The sequence below is a fragment of the Stenotrophomonas sp. MMGLT7 genome (assembly GCF_021168555.1).
In the GTDB taxonomy this organism is placed as follows: Bacteria; Pseudomonadota; Gammaproteobacteria; order Xanthomonadales; family Xanthomonadaceae; genus MMGLT7.
The window spans coordinates 107133-124832 of the sequence record NZ_JAJOZS010000001.1 but is presented as its reverse complement, the minus strand read 5'-3'; the positions used below and the strand labels follow the sequence as shown (position 1 = coordinate 124832).

Here is a 17700-nt window from a genome sequence, read left to right as displayed (position 1 = left end):
ACGCCTGGGGCGATGGCGTTCCTTCGATGCCGTACCCAATGGAACTACGCGCCCAGTGGCGTCCCCACTGGGCTGCGCTACGGCGATTGCATGGCGATCTTGCGAGCGCTCGCCGGCGAGCTTGGCATCGCGCGCGGGGGCATGCCGCAGTTGTTGGCGGACCTGCAGGCGGTCGAGCATGCAGTGGTCACTGCCGTGGGCGAGTTGCGTGAGCGCGAGGAGCTGATGCGTGGCAAACCGTAGCACCCGCTTCCAGGTCGAGTTTGTCGCCACCGGCGACGGGCAGATCCGTGCGCAGATCCAGAACGTCACCAAGGACGTTGTGGATAGTGGCCGCCAGGCGAAGGAAGCCGGCTCCGAATGGGAGGCAGCGGGGAGGCGTATCGGCACGGCCATCGGCGCCATCGGCGCCGCCGCGATCGGTGGGTTGCTGTTGCTGGTCAAGAACACGCGCGATGCCTCGCAGGAGCTGCCGCAACTCGATGCCGTGCTGAGGTCCACCGGTAATGCCGCGGGGATGACCCGGGATCAACTGGTGCGGCTGGCAGAAACGCTCAGCGACAAGTCCACGTTCAGCACCGGCGAGATCGTCAATGCCGAGACGCGGTTGCTGTCCTATTCGGGAATCGTTGGCACCAACATCCCGCGCGCGATGCAGACCGTCATCGACCAGAGCGCGCGGCTGGGTATCAGCCTGTCGCAATCCGCAGAGACCATCGGCCGGGCGCTTGAATCCCCGCAGAAAGCCGCTGCCGCGCTGGCTCAGCAAGGATTCGGTGCCGCGTTCACGCCCGCCGTGCGACAGCAGATCAAGGAGCTGGACAACGCAGGCAAAGCCGCCGAGGCGCAGGCGGTCATCATGGGCATCCTGGAAGAGAGCTATGAAGGCGCCGCTGAGGCTGCCCGTGGTTCGCTCGATGGTGCGCTCAAGGCACTGGGCAACACGATCACCGACCTGCTGACCGGCGACACCGAAGGCGAGGGCGTGCGTGGGCTCACAACCGCGGTCAACGAACTCACCGACACGCTTGGGTCCTCGGAAACCAAGCAGGCCTTCGACTCGTTCGGCAGTTGGGTGCTCGGCATCACGACCGAGTTGGTGCAGGGCATCAGCATGCTCACCAACTGGATCGCAAAGGTTGCGGAAGCACGTGGACTGGCGGCCGGTGGGGATGTGTCCCAGTCGAGCGAAGATGGGCTGAATGTGCGGCTGGGCGTAGTGGCCCAGCAGCGCCGCTCGCTCGAGGGCTGGACGTCCAATGCGTTCGGCTTGCCGCTCACGAATGCGCAGAGCCAATTCCGTGGCGAGGAAATTGCCCGCTTGGCTCAGGAGCAGCAAGATCTGCAGCGGGAGATCACGCGCCGGCTGGTGGCGCAGAACTTCCAGGGAGTGACGTCGACGGTATCCAGCACCGCCGGCTCGGCCCTCACCGGCGACGTCAAGGTCGACCCGGAGGCGGCCCGGGAAGCCGCCAAGCAGGCCCGCGAAGCCGAACAGGCCGCCACCCGCATTGCCCGCGCGACCGAGCGCGTGCAGGCGGTCCAGGCAAGCTGGACGACTGAGTTGCAGAGCACCGGCAATCCGGTGCTGGACGAGTATGCGCGTCGGCTCGATTCGATCCGCAGCCAGGCCGTGGCGCTGGAGCGGGCGGGCTTGCCGTCTGCCGCCGTGGACGAGTTCACGGCGAGCCTGCGTCAACTGGCCGAACAAATCCGCGACAGGGAGCTGGCCGAGTTCCAGCAGGAATTCACCGCCGAAACCGATGCGATGGCGGCCAGCCTGGCGGGCCCGGCGGTGCAGGCCGCGATTGCCTACACGCAGGCCCTGGCCAAGGTGCAGGAGCAACTGGACGCGGGGGCCATTACCCAGCAGCAGTACGCCGACCGCGAGCGTCAACTGGCCGCCACCCGCGACCAGGCCGCCACCGAGATGATCCGCCAGATCGAGGAGGAGCGCGCGGCGCTGGGCATGACCGCCGAGGACTACGAGGTTTACATCAACCTCAAGCAAGCCGGCGTGGATGCCAACAGCGAGCTGGGCGAATCCATCGTCTCGCTCACCCGGCGGCTGCAGGACGAGCGCGAATCGGCCGGCTTCTTCACCGACATCCGCGATGCCACCACGTCGATGCTGGTGGATGCCGGCAGCAACCTGGGCAGCCTGGGCGACGTGGTGGAGGACTTCGCCGACCGCATCCGCCGCGTTGCGCTGCAGCTGTTCGCCGAGAAGGCGGTGCAGTGGCTGTTCGGCTCGCTGTTCGGCGGTACCGGTGCAACGGCCTACACCGGCACCAGCGCCAGCGCCGGCAGCACCCTGGGATTCGGCAACAACGTCTCCGGCCTGACCGGCAGCAACTGGTTGAGCTATGGCGGTGGCCGCGCCACCGGCGGCTCCGTGGACGGCAGCCGCATCTACGAGGTCAACGAGCAGGGCGCACCCGAACTGCTGCGCGTGGGTAGCCGCACCTTCCTGATGCCCGGCGCCGACGGCGTGGTGATGCCGGCCTCGTCCGCCGCCGCCGGCGGCGCGGGCGGTGCCACCGCGCCGACGGTGATCCTGAACATGCGCGACGCCGATGGCGGCACCCTGCAGGGCGAAGTCACCAGCCAGCGCTGGGACGGCAATGCGCTCAACCTGGACCTGATGGTGTCCCAGTCGATCGCGCGCGATGCCGCCAGCAACGGCGCCGGCATCCGCACGCAGCAGCGGGTACTGGGCCTGCGCCGGCAGGGGGTGAAGCTTGGATGAGCTGCCCTGGTTCCCGGCCAGCCTGCCGCCGCCGCTGGTGGATGGCTACAACGAAAGCGGCGACGACGGCGTGCTGCGCTCGGACTTCGACGGCGGCACCAAGACCCGTCCCAGGGTCACCGGCGTGCCGCCGACGGAGGTGGCCTGCGTGCTGGCGTGCAGCCAGGCGCAGAAACAGATCATCGAGGATTTCTACTACGTCACCGTGGGGCGCAACGGCCGCTTCTGGTGGCCGGACTTCACCAAGCCGCTCAACGCGCAGAACGTGGGCGTCTACAGCTTCAGCGGTCGCCCCACGTTCAGCGCCAAGCAGCCGGCCCGCTTCCGCGCCTCGCTGCCGCTGCTGCGGCACAACCGGGTGAGCGGCGTGTTCCTGCTCGACTTCTACGACGAAACGGTGTGGCCGACGACATGAGCGAACTGCTTACCGACACGATCGCCCAGGCCGTGCTGGCCCAGGACACCCGCGAGACCCCGCTGGCGCGGGTGCGCTTCAACCTGCCTGACGGGCAGGTGCTGCGCTACGTCAACAACAACGAGCCGATCGAGGGCAGCGACGGCACCTACGCCGTCGCCCCATTCGAGGTGTCGCTGCCGGCCGACACCGATGACGGCGACAACGGCGTGACCATGCGGGTGGACAACATCGACCACGAGGTGTCGCGGACGATCCGCGCGCAGGAGGGCATCCCTACTGCCGAGATCGAGGTGGTGATGGCGGCCGCGCCGGCCACGCCCTTCGTCGGCCCGTACCAGCTGCAGGTGCAGCAGGCCACCACCGACGAACTGTCCATCGAGCTGGACATGGGCGCCGAGGAAGATTTCCTGAACCAATCGATCCCCGCGCAGAGCGTCACCCCATCGAACTCGCCCGGCTACTGGGGGGCGGCATGAGCCTGGGCGACTACGTCGGTATCCCCTACGAGGGGCGCATGTTCTGCCGCACGCTGGCCGCGCGCGTGCTGGCCGAGCAGGGCATTCCGTTCCCGCCCGTCCACCGGCCGCAGGACGCGGCGCACTGGCGGCGCGTGGCGCGTGGGCGCCGCTTCGACGTGGTGGTGCTGCGCCGGCCCGGCGGCGAGTTCCATGTGGGCGTGTGCCTGGGGGACGGGCGCTTCCTGCACGTGGAGGAGGGCAGCCGCAGCGGTTGCGACGACCTGGCCTCGCCGCTGTTCGCGCCGGCCATCGAAGGCATCTACCGGTACGAAGGCCCACGGCAGGGCGAGGAGGCGGCATGCAGCACTTGATGGTCCAGCCGCACCCGCTGGCGCCGCCGGTGGCCGTGGAGGTGCCGGCCGGGCTCACCCTGCGGCAGATGCTGCAGCAGGCCGCGGGCAACCGCCCGCTGCGCGATGGCTTGGTGGTGCAGGTCAATGGCGAGCCCGTGCCCGAGGAGTGGTGGGACCGCCTGCATCCACGCCCGCAGGCTCGCATCCTGGTGTCTGCACCGACGGCGACCAACGGCGGCAACACCCGGGCCATACTGGCGGCCGTTGCGATGATCGTGGTGTCGATCTATGCGCCACAGTTGGGGGCCTACCTCTCAACGACAGCCATTGGCGGCTCGGCAAAACTGTGGACCGCCGGCATCATGCTGGCGTCCACGCTGGCCGTCAGCGCGTTGGTTGCGCCGCACAGCGCTGCATCCAGCTCAACCAGCGGGCAAAGCTGGCGCTCGCTCACCGGCACGCAGAACGCCTACAACCAGTGGGGCGTGATCCCCTGCGTGGTCGGGCAGACCCGCATCTATCCACCGCACGCCTCGCTGCCGTACAGCGAGCAGGTGGGGGAAAAGAGCTACCACTACTACCTGTTCGAGCTGGGGCATGGTGACTTGGAGTGCTCGGACATCCGCATCGGCAGCACCTCGATCGACGAGTTCGACGAGGTGACCTACGCGGTCACGCGCACGCCCACGATCTACCAGAACGACGTCGACGAGCAGGCCGTCAGCCTGACAATGGACGACGAGGGCGACACCAATGTGCGCACCACCTCCCCGCGCACCCAGCGGATCACCGCGGTGCTGCTGTACCCGGGCGGCCTGTACGGGCAGGGCACGAGCGGCAAGAAGTTCCAGCTCAATACAATCTGGTCGATCAAGTACCGGCCGACCGGGACCGAGACTTGGCTGGACATCCCATCGCCCAGCCTCAGCGGCCTGCGCGCCTACGGCAGCTACTACAGCGCCGACGCGCTGAACGAGAACGCCGTGTCGTTCGGCATTGCCTGGGACGTCGACGAGGGGCAATACGACGTGCAGGTGACGCGTGTCACCAATTCGCGCGGGGGCAGCGCCAATACCTACATCGACAGCGCCATGTGGTCGGTCCTTCGCTCGGTACGGATGGTCGAGCCCACCACCACCGGTACCAACAAGCTGGAGATGCGCATCCTAGCGACGGACAAGCTGTCCGGCACCATCGACTCGCTGTCGCTGCTGGTCGGCCAGAAGATCAAGACCTACGACGCCGACGCCGGCACGTGGACCGAGCCCGCCGTGGTCACCAACACGGCCTGGGTGGTGTACTGGCTGCTCACCGAGTGCCCGGCGCTGGTCAAGCATGCGGCGTCGAGCCGCATGAAGCTGGACAACTGGGTAGCCTATGCCGAGTTCTGCGCCCGGCATGGGCTGGAGGCACGCGACGTCCTCGACAGCAGCAGCACCGTGCTGGACTACGCCCGGAAGCTGCTGGCCGCCTCCATGGCCGACTTGGGCTTCGATACCCATTACTACGCGGTCTACGACGATTTCGACGACGACAGCGTGCCCAGTTGGACCTTCCTGCCGCTGGAGGTAAAGAGCTTCAAGGCGGTGCGAACCTTCACCGAGTTGCCGCAGGCACTGCGGGTGCAGTTCGTCAATTCGGCCGCCGACTACATCGACGACGAGGTCATCGTACTGGCGGATGGCTACAGTTACCGTGGCGTCGATGCGCGCGGCAATCCCAGCAGCGCCCCCGAGCCTACGCGCTACGAAACCCTGCAAATGGAAGTGGCCTGCATCCCGCAGCAGGCCTGGGCCTATGGCCGGTTCCACCACGCGCAGGCGCGCTACCGGCCGGAATCGATCAGCTTCGACAGCGACATCGCCGGCTACGGCGCCAAGCGCGGCAATCTGGTGTACGTGGGCCACGACACGGTGGAGTGGGGCGTGGGCTTCGGCGCCATCGAGCGCTTCGCTTTCGCCTCGTGGGCAGCGCTGGCGGGCATGACCGGCAAGCTCGGCCAGCGCGTGCCGGTGCTGGGCGATAAGGGCACGCATACCGACCCGGTGAGCGGCGCCCAGGTGGACAACGCGGGGATCTATGCCTATGCCAGTGCCGGTTGGCGCCGCGTGCGCGACCTGAGCCCGGGCGAGGCCGGGGCCACGCTTCCGGCTGGCACACAGGCCGTGGTGTGGCTCAACAACGAGATCGAGACCGAGGCCGGCATCGCGTACAAGCTGCAGGTGCGCAATGGCGCTGGCCGGCTCGAATCGATCGGTTGCATCCCGCACAGCACGCGCAGCCGGGCGTTCTACCTGAGCGCACTGCCGACCGGCCTGGCGATCGGCTACTACACCGCGCTGGGCACCGCCGGCAACGAAGTGGCGCGCGTGCTACTGACCGGGCGCACGCACGGCAGCAACCTGTCCACGGCGTTCACCGGCGTGCGCTACGACAGCCGGGTGCGGCCCTACTGGATGAACCCGCCGGACAGCATCATCTCCGAGGTTTCCGGCACCGAGTACGGCGTGCCGGCCGCGCCGGAAGTGCTGTCCATCGTCTCCAACACCACCAGCGACGACAGCGACGATGCCGGCATCAGGACGGCTACCGTGCGCGTGTCGGTGCGATCGAGCAGCGGCTTTGTCGCGATGGAGGCCGCGTGACCGCCGCGACCCTGTTCTGGGATCTGCGCTACCGGCCTGCCGGGACGGACGGGGCGTGGAAGCAACAGCGCTTCCCCGTCGCCGCGGGGGTGTCCGTGCCCGCGCTGCCGCGCGGCGAGCAGTACCAGGCGCAGATCCGCGCCGTGGCCGCCAGCGGGAAGTGCTCGGCATGGGTGGACTGCGATTTCACCGTCGGCAACACCAACCGCGTCGGCGCGGCCGCCCTCCCCAACATCGCAAATCAGCAATCGATGTGGGACATCGACACCTCGGTCACCTACGCCGCGGTCAGCCCCGAGGACGGCACCAGCACCGCCACGATCAGCGTCTCCGCCGGCACGCTGGTGATCGGCAGTCAGCGCATCACCTACGGCGCGAGCAGCGCCACGATCGACGGCACCGCCGGCGAGCAGGTCCGCATTTACCTCTACTACGAAGATCCCAATCTGCTCGGCGGCACGCTGCCCCTGCACCTGACCACTGACATCGTCGAGTCGGCCAGCGCCGACGGCCGCGTGGCTATCTCGTTCCTCGATCTCACGTTCCCCGCCGCTGGCAGCTCCGGCAGCGGCGGCGGCGGGATCGGCGGCGGTGGCGGCAGCGGCGGGGCGGGCTCCTGCGTCGTCGTCGATTCCTGGCTGCCCTGTGGCCGCCAGGCGGGCGACATCGGCGTCGGCGACGTGCTGCAACTGTGCGACCCGGAAAGCGAGCAGCCGGCGGTGGGCATCGTCGAGTTCGCCGCGCGCCGCCGCGTGCCCTGCGTCGAGATCGAGACCGCCGGCGGCGTGGTGCTTCGCTGCTCGCGCACGGCGCCCATCCCCGTGCGCGACGGCTACGCCCTGGCGCCGGATCTGCTGGGCCGCCACGTGCCAACCATGCAGGGCGGTGTGATCGCGTGGCAGGCCGTCACCCGCGTGACCGACATCGGGCTGCAGGACGTGCAGCACATCACCGTCGGCGACCGCTGTTTCTGGGCGGGCGCCCGGCCGGGCGCCTACATCCTTCATCACAACGCGAAACAGGCACAGGAAGTCCAAATCCAATGAGCTACAGCAAGCGAGATGACATCCCGGTGCAGGCCGGCGAACAGGCAGTGGAGCTGGACGACGGCGCCTTGGTGGCCGTGCGGTGCGTGCAGTCGATCGACGGCAGCCGCCTGCGCTTCCACGCCACGGCCCGCGCGATCGATGCCGCCGGCGCCGCCGTGGTCGATGCCGCCGGCACGCCCGTCGCGCGCGAGCTGCAGCACAGCGACCCGGACACCACCCGCGCCACCGCCGTCGCCCGCGATTGCCTGCTCGCCGTGCTCGGCGAGCCGCCGGCGACGGTGCAGTGGGGCGCGCAGTACCTGCTGGACGTCAGCATCCGCCAGGCGCTGGCCCTGGCCAACATCCACCCCGGCGCGGCGGATGCCGCTGCGCTGCTGTAATTCAAGGAGCGACGATGAGCACGATCCCTAACGACATCTATCCCGCGGCGGACCTGCCGCCGGCCACGCCGGGAATCGGCGACAGCATGATCGGCGTGGACGAAGCCGGCCGTGTACTGCGGCGGTTTCCGCTGGCGGCGCTTCCGGTGACGGCGCCGCAGCAGGCGGCATTGGATGCGATGCAGGCTGAGGTGGATGCGGCCGTCGCTGGTCAGACGGCGGGGTATGAAGGGCGGGCGACGGTGGCTGATCTTCCGGCGCCGGGAACGCCCAACCGGCTGATCCTCGTCGGTAGCGACCCGAATCCGGATAACAACGGCACCTGGCGGGATACCGGCTCCGCGTGGGTTAAGGCCGATGATCGGGTTTCGGAGTTGCAAGCCGAAGTCGCTGGAAAGGCCGACAAATCGGACCTAGGTATCGTGCAAACGATTGGCCGGTCGGTTCCTCCGGTTGACGCGCCGAACGTAATGAGCAATACCGCCTGCGCAATCTGGAATGAGCAGATTCAATCTGCATCACTGCTCTATCGCATTGATGTATTCGCCAAGGCGGCTGGTACGCTAACGATTGCGGCATTCAGTCGCAGCGGGTGGGTGTTCACACGTAAATCCCTTGTGACCGTGCCGGTTTCCGCCGGGCTTAACACGATATCATTGCCCGATATCCCGCAGTTCAGTGTTGATGCTGGAGATTATATCGGCTTCAATCCAGGGGCTGGCGTCGTAGCGAGCGTTCCCGGAACGGGAGATAGTGGCGGCTATTTCCTTGGAACCTACGGCGCCACTGTCACTGACATTGATAGCGCTATTACGATCAATAACATAATCCAAGTCGGCGTTTCTTTCGCTTATTTGCCATCGGATGGTGTGATTGCTGCGCGTATCGCCGAAGTTGAGTCAGAAGTTACTGCAATCGGACTTGGCGAGATCGTGACCGTAGGCAAGACGTTGCCCCCAACGGTCGGCAGTACCGCAAACCCCACCCGGACATGGGTGTTGAACCGTCCCTTGCCGGCCGATGCTCGGCTTATGACGGTGAGGGCGTATGCTAATTCTGCGTGCGAGATGAGGGTTCACCATTTCAGCAAGAGTGGCAACACTTTCACTCGGGTCGGTGAATCCTCGCTTGTCAAGTTGAGTGCCGGGGTCAACGAAGTTAACGTGGCCGACGTGCCTTATTTCGAAGCGGGGCAATATGTAGGCTTCTATGAGCCGACCAATTCGCTTCGCCATGATTCTACTGGCGCCGACCCTGAGGTCGGTTCGTTCGGTTATTACGACAGCGGATCAAACAGCAGCGATCCTGCATCGTTCGAGGATTCGAACAGCGCCGGAGCTCCGGTCACGCTCCAGATCGGGTTCGACTTCGGCGAAATATCGAGGCAATCGACGATCGGACGGATTGTCGATAATCTCTCGGATGCTATTGGCTCCTCTGACACGTCAGTCGGAGTGGATATCCCATCCGGATATATCCTCATTTGGGCAATCGGGCAGTCAAACACGTCGGGCCGGGCAATTCTGCTGTCGGGTATCGAGTTTGATGCTGGGCAGGCGTACAAGTACGTGCGCAGCACAACGAGTCTGGAGGTCCTTGCAGACCCGACTGGCAACGACTCGACGGCGGCATCTGGGCGCGGGTCATGGGGGCCGGCATGTGCTGCCGAGATTCGGCGACTGTCGAATGGCAACATCGGGACGATCATTGTCAACAGTGCCGAGGGTGGAACCTCTCTTGTCAACAGCTGGAACGCGACTGGCGGGGCGTGGGTGACCGCGCAGACTGATCTTACAAACGCGCTTTCTCAGGCGGCATCGCTCAACCTGCCTATTGTTGGATGCTGTGTATACATGCAGCAAGGTGAGACGGATGCGGACAACTCTATAACCGAGGCTCAATATATTAACTTGTTCCGGAATTTGAAAAACAATGTTGATGGGGTTATCGGCGAGAAGGTCCCTTTTCTAATGACGCGCATCGGCACGAAGAACACCGGAGATACACCTGAATATGCTGCAATCCGGTCGGCGCAGAACAGCGTGGCACTCACCGAAGCTGGGGTGTCGCTTGTGCATACTGGGACGAAATATTTTGCTGGCCGCGGCTTGATGATGGATACTTTCCATTATGTGCTGGCAGGGTATGAAGAAATCGGTGCCGCAGTCGGTAATGCAGCGTTTGGGGTGGCGCTGGGAGTTCGGCCGGCTGGATTTGCAGACTGATTTGGGTCAGGAAATCCTGACCCCGCATCGGCCTGATCCCCGATAGCCCCGGCCGATGCGCCGGGGCATATTGGCCCAACCAGCAACGCGTGCGGCCGCCAAGGATTGGCAGGCAGATCACCGCGCGGGCCCCGCGGCGAGTCCAGCGGGGCTGCTGGGTCTTCTGCGGGCTCGGGTCACCAGTTGCTCGACACGTGGGCCTTAAGCGAGCTTTGCCGATAACAATCGAGCTTGCGGCAGTCTAGCGAAAGAACTTACAAGGAGCATTATCACATGAAGTTTGCAGCAATCGTGATTTTCTCGGTATTGGGAGTCACTTCAGTTTTTTCGGGTTCCGTACAGGCACAAAGCACAGATCTGGAGTCAGAAGCCGTATCAAAGGCAAGCGCAACCAGTTATGCGCTACCGATAGGGGTAACCCTGGTGCAGTTGAATAGGTATTTCAAGCCAAGGGGAACGAAGCGCCTTTCGCACCTCAATCTTCCACAGAACTGGGGGCAACTGGGCTGGCGACATGAAGGAACATTGGGTTTTATATCAACGACGCCGTTCGCTGCATCTCATCCAATTTATTCCTGTTTCGTAGCTGGACAAGAAGACTTTTTTACTTCGCTAGACGTCAATTGCGAAGGGCACCAGCCCTTCTCTGGAGGGCACCTTGTTGGATACGTTAGCTCGGTTCCCGTGGAAGGGGCATTGCCAATTTACAGGTGCCGCATCGAATGGCGGAAGGCCCATATGGATAGTTTCGATCCCCATTGCTACGGCGAAGTTGGATCGAATAATGATGGGCTTATAGGTTACGTATTCTAAGTCATGTATTACGAAGGTCCAGCGCCTGTGGCGCTGGACCTGAAATGTGGTCAGCTCAAATCGCAGCCGCTCGGAAGCGCCCATGTGGCGCTCGGCAGTTGATTCTTGACGCTGCTCGACACGTTGATTCCCACATGGCTGGAGCCGAGCAGTTCTTCGAGATCGGCGATCGTCACCAGGTAATCGTCCAGGCTGCCCAGGCCCGTTTCGTTGGGGATGATCCAGCTGATCGCCTTCGTTGCGCCTGTATCTGGGTCGGTCGTGACGATGGTCTTCCAGAAGTACTCCGGCGTTTTGATCCCGTGGCTGCTGACAAAATAGTCGTTCGAGGCGTCGCCATAGACCACGCCGCCGTAGACGGTGACCGGCCTGATGTCGCGATAGCACTCGGCGACGTTCTCGGACTGCACCCATATGCCCTGGTTGAAGCCGCTGACCTGGGGCACGATGTTGGACATCTGATTCGCGGTTCGGATATACGTTGAGTTGTAATCCATGTGGTTGCTCGTGACCAGGTGGCCGCGGTCATAGCCGGAGCGGACACTGGCGTAAGAGGACGTCGTCTTCTGGCCGGCGCAGCCGCTAGGCAGGCTGGCATCGAGCGTGAAACTAGAAGGTCTGGCCGCCGATCCGTTATCGAATGAAAGGGTGTACTCGTATCGGATCGCGGTCGAGTTGGTGCAGTCGTAGTCAAGCAGATATCCGCCTTTGTCGAGCCTGATGACTTGGGCGTGTGCGGTGGCGCTGAAAGCGGTGAGGACAAGGGCAACGAGGAAGGTTCCGAATCGCATAGCAACATCTCCATTTGCAGTGCAAGAGGGCACACGTCGCCAGCAAGCGCGGCTGCGGGCCATCGCTTGGGAAAGGACGTGCGTAGTGCGGGAGCCGCGCCCCTTTTGTCACGCGGTGACACGCGGCGGAACAAGGTATCTAACGACGCGCGTCGCCGGTCAACCGCTTTCGTCGGGCTCTGTGACCGCGTTCGCGGCTATCACATCCGTCAAGATCGAGACATGCTTGTGCAACGATTCCTGGGTTCGTGCATCTGAATTGGTCAGGCGGCGTCTCACGAGGTGCGACGGGCGCAGCGAGCATGCCGGCATGGACCTTGATCCCCGCCTGAGCTGGCATCCGCGCTGGCAGTACGACACTCATGCAACGGCCCTGCACCTGGATGGTGTCATCGTCGCGATGCTGCTGGATCGGGTCGACGGCGACTGGTTTGCCCGGCTGGAATGCCAGAAGTTGCGTATCGACGAGCCGCTGGTGACACGCCGCTGCAGCAGCTTCGAGGCCGGCCGGCGAGGCTGTGAGGTATGGGCGATGCGCCATCTCGACCGCTTGCTCACCGAGGTCGCCGAGGTCAAGGCGAGGCGGCCGAAGCACTGCGGGGCCGGGCAGGCGATGCACGAGTGAGGCCGACGGCCGCTGTTACTCGATCGGTGCGATGCCGTCCTCGATCGCCGCGCAGGCGAGCAGCAACATGTGCCGTATTATCTGCTTAAAGTCCAATTAGGATTTCACGATGCACAAACTCAGCCTTGTCGTTCTGCTACTACTGAGCGGCTGCACCAGCTATGGCGAGTTGCAATCCCAGCCGGCCAAGGCCACCCTGCATTCGGCTAGGCCTCCGGCGGAATTCGCGGGCTGCGTGATGCCAAAGATCCGCGAATTGTGGCCAGTGGTCGAAGCGCTGCCGGATGGCAATGCGACGGTGTATGTGTACCCCATCGAGCGATCGACAACGATCGGCGCCACCATTCGCGTCGCCCCGGCTGCCGACGGTGGCAGCGACATCGAGTTCCGCGATATCAGCATCCGCAAGCGGGAGAGCGTGGAAGTCCCTGTGTTGCGATCATGCCTGTAGCTGCGCACCGAGGATGCCCCACACTCTGGTAGACGTGGGACATCCCCGCATCCTGCAATGGCGGCATGGATGCCACCAAGTCGCTGCTGCCGCTGCCCATTTTTCCCGCCACCGCGCTGGCGCGGGTGATCCGCCCCGCGCTGGCGACGCTGCCGGCGCGGATGACGTCTGCGCCGGCGGAAGTGATGATCCTGGCGATCATGCTGCAGGAGAGCCGGCTAGCGCACCGCTGGCAGGTGGTCGACCTCAAGCGCCCCGAAGTTAAGGGCCCGGCGCGAGGCCTGGCGCAGTTCGAGCTGGGCACGCAGGTCAGCCGCGGCGGCGTGTGGGGCATCTACCAGCACGCGGCAAGCCGGACGTACCTGCAGCGCGCCTGCGCGGCGCGTGGCGTGGCGTTCGAGCCGCGCGCGATCTGGCTGGCCCTGGAGCGGGATGACATCCTCGCCGCAGTCTGTGCGCGCCTGCTGCTTTGGACGGACCCGCAGGCGCTGCCGGCCCTGGACGACTCCGGGACCGCATGGGCGCTGTACATCCGGACGTGGCGCCCGGGTAAGCCCAAGCCGGAGACGTGGACGGGCAACTACCGCACGGCGCTGCAGGCGGTCGCGCCGTGACAGAGCCCGTCAGCGCCATCAAGCTGTTGCTGCTTTCCCTGGCCGCGGTGACCGTTGCGCCGGCAGCGGCCGACCAGGCCCAGCACATCGAGCGGATGATCCTCGGCGCGCGACAGTCGGTGTTCCTGGTGGCGCTGGCCGGCTCCTTCATCGGCGCCGGCATCCTGCCCGGGCATGTGATCGCGCAACTGATGCCCGATGCCGGCGCTGGCGTGGCCCGCTGCGCCGGGCAGTTGTGCATCCGCTTCGTCGGTTTCGCGTTCGGCGTGGTCGGCTACGCGCTGGCGGCGGCGTGGCTGGTGGATCTGCTGCCGCTGATGTGGTCCAAGCTCACCGGTGCGCCGCAGCTGCCGCTGGCCGGCATGCTCGGCATCGCCGTGCGGCCGTTGCTGCCGCGCTATCTGGAGTTCCTCGGCACCCGTGCGCCCATGCCTGGGCGCGACCAAGGAGACGCCCCATGATCAATGCGCTGCGCGCCATCTGGGCGTGGTTCTGGAAGCTGCTGGCGCGGTTTTTCAGCTGGCTGCGGAAGCGCGGCAACGGGCTCAAGGTGCTGTGTGCGGTGCTGGCGTTCGCCAGCGCGGTGGCGGGGCTGCTTGCATTCGAGCGTGAGCAGCGGGTGCGCAGCCTGGGCCAGCAGATCGTCACGATCGAGACCGAGTGCAAGACCACTACGTCGCAGTTGCAGGACGCGGTGGCCGCCCGCGATGCGCGCCTGGGTGAGATCGCTGCGGCGCTGCGGGCCGAAGCCGAAAAGCTCAAGGCCCTGCAGGCCGAAAACGCCGCGGCACTGGAACAGTTGGCCGGGCAGATCGAGGCTGCGGAACAGGACGCGGCGACCTGGCGTGAGCGCTACAGCCAGCGCCCCGCCGATTGCGAGGCCGTGCTGCAGCTGCTGGACGCGGCGTGCCCGGCGTTGAAGGGGTATTGAGATGCGCGCGATACTGATCCTGCTGCCACTCGCCTTGGCCGCCTGCACGGCTGCCAGGACCAGGGCGCCGCCGCCGGCGCCCACGGTCATCGAGGTGCCGGTCAAGACCTACGTGCCGATCGACAAGGCGCTCACCGCCCGCTGCAAGTGGATGCGGGAGGGCAAGCCCTCGCAGGTGTTCGAGGTCAGCAACGGTCGCAAGCGGTGCCTGGTGCAGTACGAGAGCCAGTTCGAGGCGATTGAGCAGGTGCAGGGGGGGGCGGTTCCCTAACTACTGGGGAACTCCTGGTCCAGAATGTTCCGCCTGCCAAGCAGAATCTAGCTCGACGTGAACTCACGGATCATGGCCAACAATGCCCGTTGCTGCCCTTTGGTCAACCTCGCAATTTCTTCGTGCAAAGCCGGCGTCCCATCTCCGTAGACCGCCGCTTGTTCCCGAACACCGTCAACGGGAGGCCTGAGCAACTCCCAGGGCTCCATCCGGAAATAGCGGGCGATCTTGTCCACAACGTCGATGGTGGGATTGGCCTTGCCGTACTTGATGCGGCCCAAGGTGCCGTCGGCCACCCCCATGCGCTTGGCTAACTCGATCCGCGCGACGTCCTGGCCGCTCAACAGGCGGTTCAAGTGGTCTGTAAGTGCTTGATTTGAATCGGCTAGCCTCATAAGGCTAGATTGGCAAAAATATCTAGCCATTTGGGGCTTGACGCTTAGGCCATATGTGGCTAGATTTCCTAGCCATGGACAACGTCGAAGCCACCCGAATCAACCTGCGCAGCCACCGTGGCACTTGGCCGGACATCGCCCAAGCCGCTGGCTTGTCGTACTGGTGGCTATTGAAGTTCGCCCAAGGGCAGATCAAGGAGCCCGGCGCGGCCAAGATCGAGAAGTTGCGTACTGAACTTGCATTGCGCAAGCCGAAGGGTAGGGCTGCCTGATGCGCGCCCTCGGTTACATCCGGGTCAGCACAGAAGAGCAGGCCAGCAACGGCCACAGCTTGGAGGCGCAGCACGCTCGGCTGCAGGCATGGTGCGTGGCGCGCGACCTGGAACTGGTGGATGTCGTGATCGACGCAGGCGTCAGCGCCGGCAAGCCGCTGGCCCGGCGCAAGGGTGGGGCGGACCTGTTGCGGCGGATGGCCGCCGGCGCCGCCGACGTGGTGGTGGTGGTGGCGATCGACCGGATGTTCCGCGATGCGCAGGACGGCCTGAACACCCTCAACGGGCAGGGCGGCCAGGCTGGGATGGCGGTGCAGTCGGTCACCGAGCCGCTGGATACCACCAGCGCGATGGGCCGTTTCATTCTGACAGTGTGGCTTGCGCGTGCGCAGTTGGAGCGCGAGCAGACCTGCGAGCGCAACCTGGCGATCAGCAGCAGCCTGCGCGCGGCCGGCCGTACCTACGGCAGCACGCCCTACGGCACAGTGGCGCGCGACGGGCGGCTGTACCGCGACCCGCGCACCTGGCCGCACCGCGAGCTGATCGTGGCGCTGCGGGCAGGGCAGGGCGGTGCCCGGCCGACGCTGGACGTGATCGCCCGCGAACTGTACCGGCGCGGCATCCCGTCGCCGGATGGCGCCGAGCGCTGGCAGCGGTCTTCGATCAATCGCGTGGTCCGTACTCATGGCGGGCTGAACCATATCCCGGCGCTGCCGGCCATTCACGAAACCGCGGTTTCGGAGGCCGCAGCCGCATGAACACTTTTCCGCTGGAAAACCCCACCGCATTGATCCCGCTGCCCTCGGCCGAGGCGCGCGAACTGGCCGCCGAGATCCGCGGCCTGCGCCAGGCACTGCATGCCGTGGCTGGCGACACCGTCAGCAGCTATGGCCGCATCGACGGGCTGATCGTCGAGAAGCAGGAGCAACTGGTGGCCCTGTACCACGCCCACTGCGCCGGCCTGTCGCCTGGCGAGGTGCTGGCGCAGATCAATGCCCGCGGCTGAGAGGAGACTGCCATGCCCAACTACCGCCCCCCACGCAGCCAGGTGATCGGCACGCTGATCCAGCAGGCCGTGCTGGAACTCCGCTTGCAGTGGAATGCCTACGCCGCCGCCGTGGTTGAGCACTACCACGACACCGTGGCGATGGAGGACTGCATCGTCGAATTCCATGTGGCCTGCACCTCCGATCAGCACGAGCACGCCACGCGCATGAACACGCAAACCGTGCGTCGCTTGCTGTCCGGCGAGATCCGCATGCCGGTGGACATCGAAGATTCATTGATTGCGGCCTTGCCGCCTGCGGCGGGCGAGCGCGTGGCACGGGTGCTGCTGGAACGCAATGGACTGCTGTTCGCACGCCAGCCCGCCGGCGGAGCCGGCGGAGCATTTGTGGGCCCGTGCGACCTGATGCGCCACGTTGCGGACGTCATCCAGCCTTTGGCGCAGGCATTGGCCGATGGCGCGATAGAGCCGCACGAGTTGCCACTGTGCCGGCTGGCCGCGCAGGAGCTGGAGAAACTGATGGGCGTGTGCATCACGCTGCAGGCGCAGCTCAAGGCCGCCACCGGCCTGCGCGAGGCACGGGCATGAGCGCCTTCATGGTGGGCATGCTGGTCGGCAGCGTCATCGGCGCCTTCGCGTTCCTGGGCGTGCTGATGGCGATGGATGCGATCGAGGATCGGCGGATGGGAGGGCGGCGTTCATGAGCAGCTTGCCTGATTCCCGTCCGGCTATCGACTGGACCCGCTGGTTCGCGGCCGGGGCACCACAGGGCGGCTGGCGCCTGCTGCGCTTCGAGCGCGTGGATGCAAATACAGGGCAACCGGTGGGCAAGCCCCAGGTCGCGCTGACGCCGTCGCTGCGCGAGCGCACGTTCCGCAACGAGCGCCTGGCTGAGCTGGCCGCCGAGGGTCTGAACATCGAGGAGGACCGCTGAGATGCGCGACATGCTGGCCCGCAAGTTCGAGCAATGCGCGCGCCATGCCGGCTTCCACCCGGTGCCGGCCGCCGGCCTGTACGTGAGCGACGACGGCCTGCGCGTGTGGCCGGTACTCAAGGGGGACCATTTCAACGGCACCGTGGCCGTCAACCGCCGCGCCACGCTGCAGCGGCTGCTGGCGGTACGCAGGGCACACACCGAGAAGCTGGCGGCGGGAGACGGGCCAGCGAATGAGGACCGCGCTGCACCCGCCAGCGGCCCGCTCCGCCAAGACGAGGAAGCCACCGGCGCTGGCACGCCGATGGCTTCGGGTTGAT

The 17700-nt window shown here is 65.6% G+C and carries 24 protein-coding genes; 22 read left to right on the top strand and 2 right to left on the bottom strand.

The window, feature by feature from the left end:
* Positions 1 to 90: 90 nt before the first annotated feature.
* From LRX76_RS18800 to LRX76_RS00555, 10 genes are all read left to right on the top strand, one after another.
* The gene (locus tag LRX76_RS18800; RefSeq protein WP_331716733.1) at positions 91 to 243 is read left to right on the top strand and encodes a hypothetical protein; all 153 of its coding nucleotides are present in this window, start codon (positions 91 to 93) and stop codon (positions 241 to 243) included.
* A complete protein-coding gene (locus LRX76_RS00595) occupies positions 230 to 2749 on the top strand; it encodes a phage tail length tape measure family protein (RefSeq protein WP_231800602.1) in 2520 nt (839 codons plus the stop codon). Before LRX76_RS18800 ends, LRX76_RS00595 begins: the two co-directional genes overlap by 14 nt.
* Positions 2742 to 3164 carry a hypothetical protein gene (locus tag LRX76_RS00590; RefSeq protein WP_231800600.1) on the top strand — a complete coding sequence of 141 codons (423 nt, stop codon included), beginning with the start codon at positions 2742 to 2744 and terminating at the stop codon, positions 3162 to 3164. Before LRX76_RS00595 ends, LRX76_RS00590 begins: the two co-directional genes overlap by 8 nt.
* Positions 3161 to 3643, top strand: a complete 483-nt coding sequence (locus tag LRX76_RS00585) for a DUF1833 family protein (protein ID WP_231800598.1) — start codon at positions 3161 to 3163, stop codon at positions 3641 to 3643. Before LRX76_RS00590 ends, LRX76_RS00585 begins: the two co-directional genes overlap by 4 nt.
* Positions 3640 to 3996: an NlpC/P60 family protein gene (locus tag LRX76_RS00580; RefSeq protein WP_231800591.1), complete on the top strand. Its 357-nt coding sequence runs from the start codon at positions 3640 to 3642 to the stop codon at positions 3994 to 3996. The genes LRX76_RS00585 and LRX76_RS00580 overlap by 4 nt, the downstream gene beginning before the upstream one ends.
* A complete protein-coding gene (locus LRX76_RS00575) occupies positions 3984 to 6623 on the top strand; it encodes a hypothetical protein (RefSeq protein WP_231800590.1) in 2640 nt (879 codons plus the stop codon). Before LRX76_RS00580 ends, LRX76_RS00575 begins: the two co-directional genes overlap by 13 nt.
* The gene (locus LRX76_RS00570) at positions 6620 to 7669 is read left to right on the top strand and encodes a hypothetical protein (RefSeq protein ID WP_231800588.1); all 1050 of its coding nucleotides are present in this window, start codon (positions 6620 to 6622) and stop codon (positions 7667 to 7669) included. The genes LRX76_RS00575 and LRX76_RS00570 overlap by 4 nt, the downstream gene beginning before the upstream one ends.
* Positions 7666 to 8052 carry a hypothetical protein gene (locus tag LRX76_RS00565; RefSeq protein WP_231800587.1) on the top strand — a complete coding sequence of 129 codons (387 nt, stop codon included), beginning with the start codon at positions 7666 to 7668 and terminating at the stop codon, positions 8050 to 8052. Before LRX76_RS00570 ends, LRX76_RS00565 begins: the two co-directional genes overlap by 4 nt.
* A gap of 14 nt (positions 8053 to 8066) precedes the next feature.
* The gene (locus LRX76_RS00560; protein WP_231800585.1) at positions 8067 to 10277 is read left to right on the top strand and encodes a sialate O-acetylesterase; all 2211 of its coding nucleotides are present in this window, start codon (positions 8067 to 8069) and stop codon (positions 10275 to 10277) included.
* A gap of 273 nt (positions 10278 to 10550) precedes the next feature.
* The gene (locus LRX76_RS00555) at positions 10551 to 11090 is read left to right on the top strand and encodes a hypothetical protein (RefSeq protein ID WP_231800583.1); all 540 of its coding nucleotides are present in this window, start codon (positions 10551 to 10553) and stop codon (positions 11088 to 11090) included.
* Between the two features lie 50 nt (positions 11091 to 11140).
* Here LRX76_RS00555 and LRX76_RS00550 read toward each other — a convergent pair whose 3' ends face one another.
* Positions 11141 to 11881: a DNA/RNA non-specific endonuclease gene (locus LRX76_RS00550; RefSeq protein ID WP_231800581.1), complete on the bottom strand. Its 741-nt coding sequence runs from the start codon at positions 11879 to 11881 to the stop codon at positions 11141 to 11143.
* 310 nt (positions 11882 to 12191) lie between these two features.
* Here LRX76_RS00550 and LRX76_RS00545 point away from each other — a divergent pair, with 310 nt between their 5' ends.
* The 6 genes from LRX76_RS00545 to LRX76_RS00520 all read left to right on the top strand — a co-directional run bounded on the left by LRX76_RS00545 (position 12192) and on the right by LRX76_RS00520 (position 14773).
* Positions 12192 to 12506: a hypothetical protein gene (locus LRX76_RS00545; protein ID WP_231800579.1), complete on the top strand. Its 315-nt coding sequence runs from the start codon at positions 12192 to 12194 to the stop codon at positions 12504 to 12506.
* A gap of 109 nt (positions 12507 to 12615) precedes the next feature.
* A complete protein-coding gene (locus LRX76_RS00540; RefSeq protein ID WP_231800577.1) occupies positions 12616 to 12957 on the top strand; it encodes a hypothetical protein in 342 nt (113 codons plus the stop codon).
* A 65-nt stretch (positions 12958 to 13022) separates the two neighbouring features.
* Positions 13023 to 13571, top strand: coding sequence for a hypothetical protein (locus tag LRX76_RS00535; protein WP_231800575.1), 549 nt, complete (start codon positions 13023 to 13025; stop codon positions 13569 to 13571).
* On the top strand, positions 13568 to 14032 hold the full coding sequence (locus LRX76_RS00530; protein ID WP_231800574.1) for a hypothetical protein: 465 nt from the start codon (positions 13568 to 13570) through the stop codon (positions 14030 to 14032). The genes LRX76_RS00535 and LRX76_RS00530 overlap by 4 nt, the downstream gene beginning before the upstream one ends.
* Entirely contained in the window at positions 14029 to 14502 is a 474-nt protein-coding gene (locus tag LRX76_RS00525; RefSeq protein ID WP_231800570.1) for a hypothetical protein, read from the top strand. Before LRX76_RS00530 ends, LRX76_RS00525 begins: the two co-directional genes overlap by 4 nt.
* Position 14503: 1 nt before the next feature.
* On the top strand, positions 14504 to 14773 hold the full coding sequence (locus tag LRX76_RS00520; protein WP_231800569.1) for a hypothetical protein: 270 nt from the start codon (positions 14504 to 14506) through the stop codon (positions 14771 to 14773).
* A gap of 47 nt (positions 14774 to 14820) precedes the next feature.
* Here the strand turns inward: LRX76_RS00520 and LRX76_RS00515 are convergent, their stop codons facing one another.
* Positions 14821 to 15129 (bottom strand): helix-turn-helix transcriptional regulator, encoded by a 309-nt coding sequence (locus LRX76_RS00515; protein WP_231800568.1) that lies wholly within the window; start codon positions 15127 to 15129, stop codon positions 14821 to 14823.
* Between the two features lie 113 nt (positions 15130 to 15242).
* Here LRX76_RS00515 and LRX76_RS00510 point away from each other — a divergent pair, with 113 nt between their 5' ends.
* The 6 genes from LRX76_RS00510 to LRX76_RS00485 all read left to right on the top strand — a co-directional run bounded on the left by LRX76_RS00510 (position 15243) and on the right by LRX76_RS00485 (position 17699).
* Positions 15243 to 15440 (top strand): hypothetical protein, encoded by a 198-nt coding sequence (locus LRX76_RS00510; RefSeq protein WP_231800567.1) that lies wholly within the window; start codon positions 15243 to 15245, stop codon positions 15438 to 15440.
* On the top strand, positions 15440 to 16198 hold the full coding sequence (locus LRX76_RS00505) for a recombinase family protein (protein WP_231800566.1): 759 nt from the start codon (positions 15440 to 15442) through the stop codon (positions 16196 to 16198). The genes LRX76_RS00510 and LRX76_RS00505 overlap by 1 nt, the downstream gene beginning before the upstream one ends.
* Positions 16195 to 16446 carry a hypothetical protein gene (locus LRX76_RS00500; RefSeq protein ID WP_231800565.1) on the top strand — a complete coding sequence of 84 codons (252 nt, stop codon included), beginning with the start codon at positions 16195 to 16197 and terminating at the stop codon, positions 16444 to 16446. Before LRX76_RS00505 ends, LRX76_RS00500 begins: the two co-directional genes overlap by 4 nt.
* Positions 16447 to 16458: 12 nt before the next feature.
* Complete coding sequence (locus tag LRX76_RS00495; protein ID WP_231800564.1) at positions 16459 to 17034, top strand: hypothetical protein; 576 nt, start codon at positions 16459 to 16461, stop codon at positions 17032 to 17034.
* 112 nt (positions 17035 to 17146) lie between these two features.
* Complete coding sequence (locus tag LRX76_RS00490; RefSeq protein WP_231800563.1) at positions 17147 to 17380, top strand: hypothetical protein; 234 nt, start codon at positions 17147 to 17149, stop codon at positions 17378 to 17380.
* 1 nt (position 17381) lies between these two features.
* On the top strand, positions 17382 to 17699 hold the full coding sequence (locus LRX76_RS00485) for a hypothetical protein (RefSeq protein WP_231800562.1): 318 nt from the start codon (positions 17382 to 17384) through the stop codon (positions 17697 to 17699).
* Position 17700: the final 1 nt, after the last annotated feature.

What these genes read in the sequence shown, in the direction of transcription:
- LRX76_RS18800 (WP_331716733.1), top strand. Translation starts at nt 91, where the DNA reads ATGGCGATCTTGCGAGCGCTCGCCGGCGAGCTTGGCATCGCGCGCGGG.
- LRX76_RS00585 (WP_231800598.1), top strand. Translation starts at nt 3,161, where the DNA reads ATGAGCGAACTGCTTACCGACACGATCGCCCAGGCCGTGCTGGCCCAG.
- LRX76_RS00580 (WP_231800591.1), top strand. Translation starts at nt 3,640, where the DNA reads ATGAGCCTGGGCGACTACGTCGGTATCCCCTACGAGGGGCGCATGTTC.
- LRX76_RS00575 (WP_231800590.1), top strand. Translation starts at nt 3,984, where the DNA reads ATGCAGCACTTGATGGTCCAGCCGCACCCGCTGGCGCCGCCGGTGGCC.
- LRX76_RS00565 (WP_231800587.1), top strand. Translation starts at nt 7,666, where the DNA reads ATGAGCTACAGCAAGCGAGATGACATCCCGGTGCAGGCCGGCGAACAG.
- LRX76_RS00560 (WP_231800585.1), top strand. Translation starts at nt 8,067, where the DNA reads ATGAGCACGATCCCTAACGACATCTATCCCGCGGCGGACCTGCCGCCG.
- LRX76_RS00555 (WP_231800583.1), top strand. Translation starts at nt 10,551, where the DNA reads ATGAAGTTTGCAGCAATCGTGATTTTCTCGGTATTGGGAGTCACTTCA.
- LRX76_RS00550 (WP_231800581.1), bottom strand. Translation starts at nt 11,881, where the DNA reads ATGCGATTCGGAACCTTCCTCGTTGCCCTTGTCCTCACCGCTTTCAGC.
- LRX76_RS00545 (WP_231800579.1), top strand. Translation starts at nt 12,192, where the DNA reads ATGGACCTTGATCCCCGCCTGAGCTGGCATCCGCGCTGGCAGTACGAC.
- LRX76_RS00540 (WP_231800577.1), top strand. Translation starts at nt 12,616, where the DNA reads ATGCACAAACTCAGCCTTGTCGTTCTGCTACTACTGAGCGGCTGCACC.
- LRX76_RS00535 (WP_231800575.1), top strand. Translation starts at nt 13,023, where the DNA reads ATGGATGCCACCAAGTCGCTGCTGCCGCTGCCCATTTTTCCCGCCACC.
- LRX76_RS00525 (WP_231800570.1), top strand. Translation starts at nt 14,029, where the DNA reads ATGATCAATGCGCTGCGCGCCATCTGGGCGTGGTTCTGGAAGCTGCTG.
- LRX76_RS00520 (WP_231800569.1), top strand. Translation starts at nt 14,504, where the DNA reads ATGCGCGCGATACTGATCCTGCTGCCACTCGCCTTGGCCGCCTGCACG.
- LRX76_RS00510 (WP_231800567.1), top strand. Translation starts at nt 15,243, where the DNA reads ATGGACAACGTCGAAGCCACCCGAATCAACCTGCGCAGCCACCGTGGC.
- LRX76_RS00505 (WP_231800566.1), top strand. Translation starts at nt 15,440, where the DNA reads ATGCGCGCCCTCGGTTACATCCGGGTCAGCACAGAAGAGCAGGCCAGC.
- LRX76_RS00500 (WP_231800565.1), top strand. Translation starts at nt 16,195, where the DNA reads ATGAACACTTTTCCGCTGGAAAACCCCACCGCATTGATCCCGCTGCCC.
- LRX76_RS00495 (WP_231800564.1), top strand. Translation starts at nt 16,459, where the DNA reads ATGCCCAACTACCGCCCCCCACGCAGCCAGGTGATCGGCACGCTGATC.
- LRX76_RS00490 (WP_231800563.1), top strand. Translation starts at nt 17,147, where the DNA reads ATGAGCAGCTTGCCTGATTCCCGTCCGGCTATCGACTGGACCCGCTGG.
- LRX76_RS00485 (WP_231800562.1), top strand. Translation starts at nt 17,382, where the DNA reads ATGCGCGACATGCTGGCCCGCAAGTTCGAGCAATGCGCGCGCCATGCC.